We start from the raw sequence: 12,321 nt of genomic DNA, 5'->3' as shown, positions 1-12,321 counted from the left end.
TTTTGGAGTACCGCCATGAGCGCCAACGTCGACCTCAACAACCGCCCCGACTACGACCAGGTCCTGCAGGACATCGCCGACTACGTCCTCAATTTCCGGATTGATTCCACGGCCGCACTGGACACCGCCCGCAACTGCCTGATGGATACCCTCGGTTGTGGCCTGCTCGCCCTGCGCTTTCCCGAGTGCACCAAGCACCTGGGGCCGCTTGTCGAGGGCACGGTGGTGCCGTTCGGCGCGCGGGTGCCGGGTACCTCCTTTCGGTTGGACCCGGTCAAGGCGGCATGGGACATCGGCTGCATCGTGCGTTGGCTCGACTACAACGACACCTGGCTCGCCGCCGAATGGGGTCATCCCTCGGATAACCTCGGTGGCATCCTCGCGGTGGCCGATCACCTGTCGCAAAAGCGCGTCGCCCATGGCGAAGCGCCGCTGACGGTACGCGCGGTGCTGGACGCGATGATCATGGCCCACGAAATCCAGGGTGTGCTTGCCCTGGAAAATTCGTTCAACCGCGTCGGCCTCGACCATGTGCTGCTGGTCAAGGTTGCCTCCACCGCCGTTACCGCCAAGTTGATGGGCGCCAACCGTGAACAGCTGCTCGCGGCCTTGTCCCATGCGTTTGTCGATGGCCAGGCGTTGCGCACTTATCGGCATGCGCCGAACGCCGGTTCGCGCAAATCCTGGGCGGCGGGGGATGCGTCGAGCCGGGGCGTGCGCCTGGCGGATATCGCGCTGCGTGGTGAGATGGGCATTCCGGGTGTGCTGAGTGCGCCGCAGTGGGGCTTTTACGATGTGCTGTTCAGCCACACCAACAACGATCTGGCGCTCAAGCCGCAGGACCAGCGCGCGTTCAGCCTGTCCCAGCCCTACGGCACTTATGTGATGGAAAACGTGCTGTTCAAGATCAGCTTCCCTGCCGAGTTCCACGCACAAACCGCCTGCGAAGCGGCGGTGACCTTGCACCCCCTGGTGAAGGATCGCCTGGATGAAATCGAGCGCATCGTCATCACCACCCATGAATCGGCGATTCGCATCATTTCCAAGGTCGGCCCATTGGCCAATGCCGCGGACCGCGACCACTGCCTGCAATACATGACTGCAGTGCCGCTGGCATTCGGCAACCTGGTGGCAGAGCAGTACGAAGATGAATTCCACGCCGCGCACCCGATCATCGATCAATTGCGCGACAAAATGGTCATCGTCGAAGACCCGCGCTACAGCCGCGAATACCTGGAGGCCGACAAGCGTTCCATCGCCAACGCAGTGCAGGTGTTCTTCGCGGACGGCAGCTGTACCGAGCAGGTGGCGGTGGAATACCCGATTGGTCATCGCCGCCGCCGAGTGGAAGGCATTCCCTTGCTCGAAGACAAGTTCAAGGCCAACCTGGCGACGCGGTTTACCGCGCAGCGCAGTGAGCAGATTTTCGCCTTGTGCAAAGATCAGGCACGGCTCGAGGCCACCCCCGTGAACCGGTTCATGGACCTGTTCGTCATCTGACTGGCACCACCTATTGATGTGTGCAAACCCAATCAATGTGGGAGCGGGCTTGCTCGCGAAGGCGTAGTGTCAGTCAATACATTTATCAACTGACCCGCCGCCTTCGCGAGCAAGCCCGCTCCCACATTGGATCTTCATTGTCAGTACCTTCAAGGCTCACTCAAACCGCAAAATCACCCGGCGGTTATGCTTGCTCTTCTTCTCGATCTTCTCGCAGAACACCCGGCCGATTTCCTCGGTATTGATCACATGGGTACCCCCGCACGGCTGGATATCGATGCCGGCGATTTCGATCACCCGCACCGAGCCTTGAACCACCGGCGGGGCCACCGCTTGGGTACGGGTGATTTGCAGCAAGGTGGCGTACTCCGAGGCCGGCATCGACAAGGTTTTCACCGCGTGCGCCTGTTCGATCAGCGCATTGAGGTCGCGAGTGATGCTGTCTTTGTCCAGGGTCATTTCCGGCAGGTCGAAATCCAGGCGGCCTTTGTCGGCGCTGATGCTGCATCCCGTAACCGGTGCGTCGATGATCGAGCACAGCAGGTGCAGGCAGGTGTGCATTTTCATGTGTTGGTAGCGCCGGTCCCAGTCGAGGCCGGCGTCCACTTGCACCCCAGCCTTCAACTGCTCGGGACAGTGTTCCACCTGGTGCCAGATGATCGAGCGCAGCACCGGGTCGCGCACCGTGCCGGTCACGTCGACCCGCGTACCGTCGGCCAATGTGAGGTGCCCGATATCGCCCGGTTGCCCGCCGCCGGTGGGATAGAACAGCGTGTGCTCCAGGGCCACGCCGTGTTCGCTGACGGCAATCACCCGGGCGCTGAAGGCATTCTGGTAGGGCGCGCTGTCGAACAGCGCCAGGGTTTCCATGGTATGCACGGACATGTTCAACCTCCGACGATCAGTGGGCTGGCTTGCAGCAGGGAGCGCACCATTGCGCTCAAGCCAGGAGGGGAGAGCAGGGTGATTTCAAATTCCGGGCCGCAGACTTTCAGGTTCAGCGGCAGGCGCGGCAAGTGGTGACCCGACTCGACACGGTGCAGGCGAAATTGCAGGTGATGACGCTCTTTCGCCGTCGGTTCCAGCATCAGCCCTTGCAGAGGATGGAAGTCGGCGTCCAGCACCGTGACCTTGTGGCTGGCATTGATCTCGCCAACCACGTGCAGCCGCTCGTCCAGGGCGAAGGCACCGAGGTAATTGCTGCTGTCCGACTCGTCATTTTTTTGCAGCTGGATCTGGTTCACCACCTTCACCTTGGTGCCGGCGGGCACGTCCTGGGTAATCACGCACGAGGGGCTGATAAACACGTTGTCGCCAATCAACACATAACCCAGCACGCGTGCCCCGGAGCCGACCTCGACGTTGTTGCCCAGGCGCGGGTGGCGCTTGCCATCGGGGTTGTTGGCGATGCCGCGGGCGCCCAGGGTGACGCCGCAAAGGATGTAACAGTCGTTGCCGATCTCGCAGGTTTCGCCGATCACCGTGCCGTAGCCGTGGTCGAGGACGAAGCGCCGACCGATACGCGCCGCCGGATGGATCTCGGCGCCTGAGAGCACCTTGCCCTGGTTGCTGAGCTTGAGGGCGATGCGGGAAAACACACCGTTGGTCTGGTCCGGAAAATGCCACACCTGATGCGCCAGGCGGTAATAGAGCACCGCCTTGAACGAGGCGTAGGACTCCAGGATCAGCTCGCCGCGCCCGCGGGAGGCCGGATCGCGGTAGGCATAGGCGATCAGGTCCTCGGCCACCGCCTGGGCGGCATTCTGGATCAGCGATGCCAGGTGCGGTTCCAACTGTTTCATCTGTTCAGGCGTGAGGGTCTTGATGAGGTGGGTAAGCAACTCATCGTGCAGCTGTTGCATGTCGATAAAGCCGCCCATGGAGGCACCCCCGCGTTCTGGATGGTTGGAAAACCGGTTATTCGAAACTGGGCAGGTAGCTGTCGGCATTGTCGTAAACCATGGTCAGCACCACCGTTTCGGGCGGCAGTTCGGGGGCGAGCTGGGCGATGGCTGCCATGTTGGCGGCGGAAGACAGTCCCAGGCTGATGGCGTCGGTGCGCATGATGCGTTTCATCATGTCGATGCAGTCCTGGCGTGAAACCTTGAGCATGCCGTCGATCACCGCCAGGTTCAGGATGCTCGGGATCAGGCCGATCGACAGGCCCTGGATATGATGCGGCGCGTGCTGGTCCTTGAGCAGGTCGCATTCTTCCGGCTCCACGCCCATCACGCGCAGTTGCGGCCAGGCGGCCTTGAGGGTTTCGCCGATGCCGGTGATATGCCCGCCGGTGCCGATGCCGCTGACAAAGTAGTCGGCGCGCAAAGCACCGAAATCCCGCAGGATTTCCGGCGCGGTGGTGTCGCGATGGGTCTGTGGGTTGGCGCCGTTGCGTTGTTGGTTGAGCATCACGTAGCTGGGGTTTTCCAGCTGCAGTTCCATGCACTTTTCGCCGTGGGAATTATTGCCCAGGCGGCTGTCCGACAGCACCACCTTGGCGCCGTACAGGCGCAGCAGCTTCTGTTTTTCCGGGCTGTAGTTGTCGGGGATCACCAGCACGACCTTGTAGCCCAGCACGTTACCGGCCATCACCAGGCCGATGCCGGTGTTGCCGCCGCTGGGCTCGATGATGGTTTGCCCGGAATCACGGATGAGCACGCCACGGCGCTCGGCATCGAGGATCATGCCCAAGGCGATGCGCGCCTTGTGGCTGCCGCCGGGGTTGAGCGATTCCAGCTTGGCGTAGACCTCGATGCCAAGGTCTTCGGAAAACTGTGCCAGGCGCACGATGGGCGTGTGGCCTATTACGTCGAGAATAGAGTTATGCAACATCACTTGAATCCTCGGCTCAATACAACGGCATGTCGGGTTCGACGTCGCGAACCCAATGTTTCATGCCGCCCTGCAGGACTTTGGTGTTGGCGAAACCGGCCGCCAGCAGGGTGCTGGCGGCCTGCTCGGCGCGGGTCCCGGCGTAGCAGATCAGGTAGTGGGTATTGTCCCGGCTGAGGCGGTCGAGTTGCCCGTCCAGTTCGGCCAGGGGGATATGCACCACGCCCGGCAACTTGCACACCTCCAGTTCGCTGGCGTCGCGCACGTCCAGCAGCACGTCGGCGCTGCTTGGGTGTTCAAGCACCTGTTTGAGCACGCGGGGCTTGATGTAGCGTTCTTCGGCCAAGGCGGGCTGGCTGGGGACTGCATCGGCGCAGACGGTCGGGGCCTGGGTTTCGCTGTGGCGCAACTCGGAACAGCACGGGCAATCGGTGCGACGCTTGAAGCGGATCTCGCTGAACTTCATGGCCAGCGCATCGAAACGCATCAAGCGGCCGGACAACGGTTCGCCAATGCCAATCAACAGCTTGATGGCCTCGGTCGCCTGGATCATCCCGACCACACCGGGCAACACGCCGATCACGCCACCGGCGCTGCAGTTGGGTGCCAGTTCGGCGGGCGGCGCGCTGGGGAACAGGCAGCGGTAGCACGGGCCACCTTTATAGTTGAGCACGCTGATCTGCCCATCGAAGCGGTAGATGGCGCCGTACACCAGGGGCTTGCCCAGTTGCACGCAGGCATCGTTGACGAGGTAGCGGGTGTCGAAATTGTCGGTGCCATCGATCACCAGGTCGTAGGCGCCCACCAGCTCCAGGGCGTTGTCGGCATTTAATGCCGTGTCGTGGGCGTTGATCTGGATATGGCGGTTGAGGTCCTGCAGTCGCCGCTTGGCGGATTCGACTTTCGGCATGCCCAACGTACTGTTGCCATGCACGATCTGGCGTTGCAGGTTGCTGCTTTCCACCACATCGAAGTCCACCAGCCCCAGGGTGCCGATGCCGGCTGCCGCCAGGTAGAGGCTGATCGGCGAACCCAGGCCGCCGGTGCCGATGATCAGCACCTTGGCTTTCTTCAGGTTCAACTGGCCTTCGCGACCGACGCCCGGCAGGGTGATGTGGCGCACGTAGCGCTGTACTTCTTCATTGCTCAGGCTGTCGACATCCATGCCGCCGGACGTGGCCAGCAGCACTTCGATCCGGGCGTTTTCCGGCAGTGGTTCATCGGCATCAACCAGCTCTTCCCCGGCGGTAAACAGGAAGTGTTCCTTGAGCTGGTTGTTGTTTTCGTGGAACAGATGCGGGCGCAGTTGCGGGTGGCCGGTGCAGAGGTTTTCAATGACTTCGCGCAATGTCGATCCGGCGCCCTCGAGGGTCGATCCCGGCAGCTTGGCCACACGAACCAGAATGTCGGGGAAAGAAACAGCGTTCATGGACAACTCCGTGTGCAGGTCGTTGAAAGGTTTAAGGGCGAAATGCTTGCCATCCCAGGCAAACAGCTTGGCGCCGAGGGCCTGGCCCTGGCGGACGTCGACGACCAGGTAGCTGACGGGGTAGATCGGTTCGCCCATGAACAGCGCCTTGTCCTGGTCTTCGTCGCTGAAGTAGGCACCGACATCCGGATGGGAGTGGTAGATCACCACCACCGGGTTGTCGCTGCGAAACGTCTTGTTCAGCAGCAGGGTGTCGGCCACCGAGAAGGTGTAGCCGTTGGCCGCGCTGCGCGGGTACATCTGCGGGTTCTTGCGGTGCAGCTCATTCTGGATATTGCTGCCCAGGTACACACTGCCGTCGGAGAAGACGAAACCACAGCATTCCTCGGGGTAACTGCGGCTGGCGTGGGCGTAGATCTGTTCCAGGGCGGTAGGGCGGAGCACGTCCATGTTTCTCTCGCGTTGCTGTTGGATAGTCGGAAGGGTCAATTTTTCTTGGCCAGGAGTTTTTCAACCGGCAACTTGGTGATCGCAAAACCGGCCAGCAGGATGGCCGAGTACAGCATCAGGTCGCGGGAAATCGATAGGCCTTCGTACCAGGCGCCGATGATCACCGCGAACACCGGGAAGATGATGAACACGAACGACAGGATGATCGGACTCAAGCGCTTGAGCAGCATGAAATACACGATGAACCCGCCCACCGAGGCCACCAGCCCCAGGTAGACCAGTGCGCTCCAGGAACGCAGGGTGATGTCTGCAAAGGTGGGGGCTTCGAACCACAGCCCGGCGACGAACAGCATCAGCCCGGCGATGCCGATGGGCAGGGTGTTGTAGGTGATCACGCTGATGGCGCTGCCTTTCTGCTTGGTGATCACGTAGCACAGGGCATGCATGATCGCGGCCGTCAGGATCGCCAGTACCCCGAAGAACTCGGCATGGTCCAGGTGCAGGCCCTGGCTCTTGATGATCATGTAGAGGCTGCCGAAACCGATACCGATACCGACCACCTGGGAAAAGTAGATGCGTTCGCGCAGGAACAGCGCGGAAAAAATCAGGATGAATACCGGCATGCAGCTGAACAGCAGGGCGGTGAGGCCGGACGAGACATGCATCTCGCCGTAGTTGAGCAGGTAATAGGGAACGCTGAAGTAGGACAGGGTCACGAACACGAAGAACCAGCGACTCTCGCGCGGAAACAGGATCGGCTCGCGACGCACCATCGCAAAACACAGGAACAGCGGAAAGGCGATCAGGAAGCGCAGGCCGGCGGACGTCAGCGGCGGCACGCTCTCCACGGCAATCTTGATCCCCAGCCAGGTGGTGCCCCAGCTCAGGCACACAATCAGGAACATCACGCTGGTAACCAGGCCGGCCAGCCACTGTTTTTGAGTTTTTGTCTTGGCTGAATTTTCGAGAACGGCAGACATTGGCATCGTTTATTGCTTCCCTGGGCCTGAATTGAACTCTATATTGAGCTTGTAATGAGTTGTAAAATCCGGCGATTGAACCCGTAAAAGCACACTATTAGGGCCAAAGATGACTGTCAAAACAAATATTGACATGGTGTCAATTATGCGTGAGGGGTTGTCCAGCGGGCAGGGCGTGAAGTACAAGCGCCTGTCCGATGTCATGGAACGGGGCATCCTTGAAGGCTTGATTGAACCGGGACGAAAACTGCCACCCCATCGGGTGCTTTCCGACAATCTTGGCGTCACCATCGGCACTATCAGTCGGGCCTACGGAGAGCTGGAACGCTTGGGGCTGGTTGTGGCTCGGGTAGGTGACGGCACATTCGTGCGCAAGCGCGGGATGGAGCGCCAGCGCGATGAAGGTTTCCGCAACTTCAGCGAAGAACCGCGCCAGTACTTCGACATGAGCCGCAACATGCATATTCCGGGGCAGGAGACGGTGTTTCTGGCCCAGAGCTTCCAAACCTTGTCGACCAACGCCAAGTTCCTTCAGGACATCAGCGCCTACACCCCGGACGCCGGCCTGCCGCGCTACCGTGAAGCCGGCGCGCAATGGCTGGTGCAGCGTGATTTTCATCCGATCCCCGAGCAAGTCATCTGCGTCAATGGCGGACAGCATGGTTTGCTGTGCTCGATGATGGCGCTGTTACGGGCGGGCGATACGGTGGTCACCGAACAGCTGACGTATCCCGGGTTGATTACCGCCGCGCGTATGTTGGGTATCCGGCTGATCGGCCTGGAAATGGACGAGGAAGGTGTGCTGCCGGGTGCGTTGGACGAAGTCTGTCGTAATCACCGTATTTCAGCGCTGTATTGCACGCCGACCATCCAGAACCCGACGACGGCGGTGCTCTCGGTGGCACGGCGCGAAGCGTTGGTCAAAGTGTGCCGCGAACACAACCTGTTGATTCTCGAAGACGAGGCTCACGGTGTACTGGTCGAAGACCGACCGCCGCCCCTCAGCCATTTCGCCCCCGAGCGTACGATTTTGATCAGCAGCCTGAGCAAGGCCGTGTCGGCCGGGCTGCGTGTGGGCTATGTGCATGCGCCACCGGCGCTGGTCAGCCGCATATCGGCGGCCTTGCGTTCTACCTGCTGGATGGCCACGCCGGTCACCCTTGAACTGGCCACGCAGTGGATCGAAAACGGCACGGCGCAATACCTGCTGCGCCAGCAGATCAACGAGATCAGCCGCCGCAAAGACCTGGTGCGCGACCTGCTGGCTGGCCTGGCATACCGTACCCATCCCAACAGCCCGCATTTCTGGATCGAAGTGCCGGAGCCGTGGCGTGCATCGGAAATCGAGGCGGAGCTCAAGCAGAACAACTACCTGATCGCCACCGCCGAGGCGTTCGCCGTAGGGCAGACGGCCGTGCCGCAGTTTATTCGGGCGAGTATCTGCAACACCTCGGGGGATGATCAGTTGTTGCTGGCGGGGTTTGATGCGCTGGCCACGGCGTTGGGGCAGGGGGGCGGGCGGTTTCATCTGTAGGCAGGCTTACCGAGCTATCGTTCTTCGCAAGCAAGCCCGCTCCCACATTTGACCGAGTTCCAACTTTGGAATGCAGTCAAATGTGGGAGCGGGCTTGCTCGCGAAGGCGTCAGTTCAGGCAACGTAATTATTTGAATCTACGCTCCACCCCTTTCTCCACCAAAATCTTCGCCGAAATCTCTTCCACCGAAAAATGCGTGGAATTAATGTGCGCAATATTCTCGCGACGGAATAGATTTTCTACTTCCCGTACTTCGAACTCACACTGTGCATAGCTGGAATAGCGGCTGTTGGGCTTGCGTTCGTTGCGGATCGCGGTCAGCCGGTCGGGGTCGATGGTCAGGCCGAACAGCTTGTTGGAGTGCGCGCGCAGGGCGGCTGGCAGCGTCAGGTGCTCCATGTCGTCTTCGGTCAGCGGGTAGTTGGCCGCGCGGATGCCGAATTGCATGGCCATGTACAGGCACGTCGGGGTCTTGCCGCAGCGGGACACGCCCACCAGGATCAGGTCGGCCTTGTCGTAGTAGTGGGTGCGGGCGCCGTCGTCGTTATCGAGGGCGAAGTTCACCGCCTCGATACGCTCCATATAGTTGGAGTTGTGGCCGATGGAATGGGACTTCCCGACCGAATACGAGGAGTGCTCGCTCAACTCTTGCTCCAGCGGAGCCAGGAAGGTCGAGAAAATGTCGATCATGAAACCATTCGAGGTTGCGAGAATCTCACGAATGTCCTGATTGACGATGGTGTCGAAAATGATCGGCCGGAAGCCGTCTTTTTCAGCCGCCAGATTGATTTGTTGTACCATGGCCCGCGCTTTATCCACGCTGTCGATATAGGGCCGCGTGAATTTGGCGAAGGTAATGTTTTCGAACTGCGCGAGCAGGCTTTGACCCAGTGTTTCGGCTGTGATGCCGGTGCCGTCGGAGATAAAGAAAGCAGATCGTTTCATTTGAGCCCTGGGCCTTAGCCTGATGGCGAATCTTGGATATGATAGGCGCGATTTTGCCGTCCCGCAGTGGGCCGCATTCTCACTTATTTTCCAGGTCCAGGCCACAAGCGCTGGCGTAAGCTCCTACTGAGCAGCCGGCGTCCTGAGCTTTTCCAACACAGAAAGTGGAGAGATCACCTTGGTAGAGTACGTAGTTTCCCTCGATAAGCTCGGCGTCCATGATGTAGAGCACGTAGGGGGCAAGAACGCATCCCTCGGCGAGATGATCAGTAATCTTGCAGGCGCTGGTGTGTCGGTGCCCGGTGGTTTCGCCACCACGGCCCAGGCTTACCGTGACTTCCTCGAGCTGAGCGGCCTCAACGACCAGATCCACGCTGCGCTGGATGCCCTGGACGTCGATGACGTCAATGCCCTGGCCAAAACCGGCGCCCAGATCCGTCAATGGATCATGGAAGCCGAGTTCCCCGAAAAGCTCAACGAAGAAATCCGTACCGCCTTCGCTACCCTGTCGGCCGGCAACCCGGACATGGCCGTCGCCGTGCGTTCCTCGGCCACCGCCGAAGACCTGCCGGACGCCTCCTTCGCCGGCCAGCAAGAAACCTTCCTGAACATCCGCGGCGTGGAAAACGTGATCCGCGCGGCCAAGGAAGTATTCGCCTCGCTGTTCAACGACCGCGCGATTTCCTACCGCGTACACCAAGGGTTCGACCACAAGCTGGTGGCCCTGTCCGCCGGTGTGCAGCGCATGGTGCGTTCGGAAACCGGCACCGCCGGCGTGATGTTCACCCTCGACACCGAATCGGGCTTCCGTGACGTGGTGTTTATCACCGGCGCCTACGGCCTGGGCGAAACCGTCGTACAAGGCGCGGTCAACCCGGACGAATTCTACGTCCACAAACACACCCTTGAAGCCGGCCGCCCGGCCATCCTGCGCCGCAACCTGGGCAGCAAGGCGATCAAGATGATCTACGGCGACGAGGCCAAGGCCGGTCGTTCGGTCAAGACCGTCGAGGTCGACAAGGCCGAGCGCGCGCGTTTCTGCCTGAGCGACGCGGAAGTCAGCGAACTGGCCAAGCAAGCGATGATCATCGAAAAGCACTACAAGTGCCCGATGGACATCGAATGGGCCAAGGACGGTGACGACGGCAAGCTGTACATCGTGCAGGCTCGTCCCGAGACGGTTAAGAGCCGCACCTCGGCCAACGTCATGGAACGTTACCTGCTGAAAGAGACCGGTACCGTGCTGGTGGAAGGCCGTGCCATCGGCCAGCGCATCGGCGCGGGCAAGGTGCGGATCATCAAGGACGTGTCCGAAATGGACAAAGTGCAGCCAGGCGACGTACTGGTTTCCGACATGACCGACCCGGACTGGGAGCCGGTGATGAAACGCGCCAGCGCCATCGTCACCAACCGTGGCGGGCGTACCTGCCACGCGGCGATCATCGCCCGTGAACTGGGGATTCCTGCGGTGGTGGGCTGCGGCAATGCCACCCAACTGCTCAAGGACGGCCAGGGCGTGACGGTTTCCTGCGCCGAAGGTGATACCGGTTTCATCTTTGAAGGTGAGCTGGGCTTCGACATCAAGCAAAACTCCATCGACGCGATGCCCGACCTGCCGTTCAAGATCATGATGAACGTCGGCAACCCGGACCGCGCCTTTGACTTCGCACAGTTGCCGAACGCCGGCGTGGGCCTTGCCCGCCTGGAGTTCATCATCAACCGCATGATCGGCGTGCACCCCAAGGCCCTGTTGAACTACGACGGCCTGCCGCTGGACATCAAGGAAAGCGTCGACAAGCGCATCGCCGGCTACAACGACCCGGTGGGCTTCTACGTCGAGAAGCTGGTGGAAGGCATCAGCACCCTGGCGGCGGCGTTCTACCCGAAAAAGGTCATCGTGCGCCTGTCGGACTTCAAGTCCAACGAATACGCCAACCTGATCGGCGGCAAGCTCTACGAGCCGGAAGAAGAAAACCCGATGCTGGGCTTCCGTGGCGCCTCGCGCTACATCAGCGAAGCGTTCCGTGACTGCTTCGAGCTCGAGTGCCGCGCCCTCAAGCGCGTGCGCAACGAGATGGGCCTGACCAACGTCGAGATCATGGTGCCGTTCGTGCGCACCCTGGGCGAAGCGAGCCAGGTCGTTGACCTGCTGGCGGAAAACGGCCTGTCCCGTGGTGAAAACGGTCTGCGCGTCATCATGATGTGCGAGCTGCCGTCCAACGCGATCCTGGCCGAAGAGTTCCTGGAGTTCTTTGACGGTTTCTCCATCGGCTCCAACGACCTGACCCAGCTGACCCTGGGCCTGGACCGCGACTCCGGGATCATCGCGCACCTGTTCGACGAGCGAAATCCGGCGGTCAAGAAGCTGCTGGCCAACGCGATCCAGGCCTGTAACAAGGCCGGCAAGTACATCGGTATCTGTGGCCAAGGCCCTTCCGATCACCCGGACCTGGCCAAATGGCTGATGGAACAGGGCATCGAAAGCGTCTCGCTGAACCCCGATTCCGTGCTGGAAACCTGGTTCTTCCTGGCGGAAGGCCAAGCGTCCGCGTAAAGCCGCTACGTCAAAAGTGCCGGCCACCCATTGAGGGTGGCCGGCATTCTTATCTGTACAGGGCGGGAATCCTCGCGGACGCCGCCCTTTTTTGTG

General features: G+C 60.8%; 9 protein-coding genes. 3 read left to right on the top strand and 6 right to left on the bottom strand.

The features are described from left to right. The first annotated feature begins 15 nt into the window (after positions 1-15). Positions 16-1,500, top strand: coding sequence for a 2-methylcitrate dehydratase (gene prpD / locus H0Z09_RS21580; RefSeq protein ID WP_186693325.1), 1,485 nt, complete (start codon positions 16-18; stop codon positions 1,498-1,500). Positions 1,501-1,656: 156 nt separating this feature from the next. Here the strand turns inward: prpD and H0Z09_RS21575 are convergent, their stop codons facing one another. The 5 genes from H0Z09_RS21575 to H0Z09_RS21555 are packed head-to-tail and all read right to left on the bottom strand — an operon-like array spanning position 1,657 to position 7,140. Then, complete coding sequence (locus tag H0Z09_RS21575; protein ID WP_186693323.1) at positions 1,657-2,385, bottom strand: alanyl-tRNA editing protein; 729 nt, start codon at positions 2,383-2,385, stop codon at positions 1,657-1,659. A 2-nt stretch (positions 2,386-2,387) separates the two neighbouring features. After that, on the bottom strand, positions 2,388-3,380 hold the full coding sequence (locus H0Z09_RS21570; protein ID WP_076949512.1) for a serine O-acetyltransferase: 993 nt from the start codon (positions 3,378-3,380) through the stop codon (positions 2,388-2,390). Positions 3,381-3,417: 37 nt separating this feature from the next. Next, positions 3,418-4,332, bottom strand: coding sequence for a cysteine synthase family protein (locus H0Z09_RS21565; protein ID WP_186693321.1), 915 nt, complete (start codon positions 4,330-4,332; stop codon positions 3,418-3,420). 16 nt (positions 4,333-4,348) lie between these two features. Further along, positions 4,349-6,211, bottom strand: coding sequence for a molybdopterin-synthase adenylyltransferase MoeB (gene moeB, locus H0Z09_RS21560; RefSeq protein WP_186693319.1), 1,863 nt, complete (start codon positions 6,209-6,211; stop codon positions 4,349-4,351). 35 nt (positions 6,212-6,246) lie between these two features. After that, positions 6,247-7,140, bottom strand: coding sequence for an EamA family transporter (locus H0Z09_RS21555; RefSeq protein WP_186693456.1), 894 nt, complete (start codon positions 7,138-7,140; stop codon positions 6,247-6,249). Positions 7,141-7,300: 160 nt separating this feature from the next. Between H0Z09_RS21555 and H0Z09_RS21550 the strand changes: the two genes are divergently transcribed. Next, positions 7,301-8,725, top strand: a complete 1,425-nt coding sequence (locus H0Z09_RS21550; protein WP_186693317.1) for a PLP-dependent aminotransferase family protein — start codon at positions 7,301-7,303, stop codon at positions 8,723-8,725. Positions 8,726-8,852: 127 nt separating this feature from the next. On the opposite strand, the gene H0Z09_RS21545 is transcribed toward H0Z09_RS21550, so the two are convergent. Continuing rightward, positions 8,853-9,671, bottom strand: coding sequence for a pyruvate, water dikinase regulatory protein (locus H0Z09_RS21545; RefSeq protein WP_076949507.1), 819 nt, complete (start codon positions 9,669-9,671; stop codon positions 8,853-8,855). Between the two features lie 178 nt (positions 9,672-9,849). Between H0Z09_RS21545 and ppsA the strand changes: the two genes are divergently transcribed. After that, positions 9,850-12,225: a phosphoenolpyruvate synthase gene (gene ppsA, locus H0Z09_RS21540; protein WP_076949506.1), complete on the top strand. Its 2,376-nt coding sequence runs from the start codon at positions 9,850-9,852 to the stop codon at positions 12,223-12,225. The last annotated feature ends 96 nt before the right edge of the window (positions 12,226-12,321 follow it).

The organism is Pseudomonas sp. SWRI18, assembly GCF_014268345.1.
In the GTDB taxonomy this organism is placed as follows: Bacteria; Pseudomonadota; Gammaproteobacteria; order Pseudomonadales; family Pseudomonadaceae; genus Aquipseudomonas; species Aquipseudomonas cedrina.
Note: the sequence above shows the minus strand (reverse complement) of the source record. Positions and strands in the feature narration are given on the sequence as shown.

What these genes read in the sequence shown, in the direction of transcription:
- H0Z09_RS21570 (WP_076949512.1), bottom strand. Translation starts at nt 3,380, where the DNA reads ATGGGCGGCTTTATCGACATGCAACAGCTGCACGATGAGTTGCTTACC.
- H0Z09_RS21545 (WP_076949507.1), bottom strand. Translation starts at nt 9,671, where the DNA reads ATGAAACGATCTGCTTTCTTTATCTCCGACGGCACCGGCATCACAGCC.
- H0Z09_RS21565 (WP_186693321.1), bottom strand. Translation starts at nt 4,332, where the DNA reads ATGTTGCATAACTCTATTCTCGACGTAATAGGCCACACGCCCATCGTG.
- H0Z09_RS21575 (WP_186693323.1), bottom strand. Translation starts at nt 2,385, where the DNA reads ATGTCCGTGCATACCATGGAAACCCTGGCGCTGTTCGACAGCGCGCCC.
- prpD (WP_186693325.1), top strand. Translation starts at nt 16, where the DNA reads ATGAGCGCCAACGTCGACCTCAACAACCGCCCCGACTACGACCAGGTC.
- moeB (WP_186693319.1), bottom strand. Translation starts at nt 6,211, where the DNA reads ATGGACGTGCTCCGCCCTACCGCCCTGGAACAGATCTACGCCCACGCC.
- H0Z09_RS21550 (WP_186693317.1), top strand. Translation starts at nt 7,301, where the DNA reads ATGACTGTCAAAACAAATATTGACATGGTGTCAATTATGCGTGAGGGG.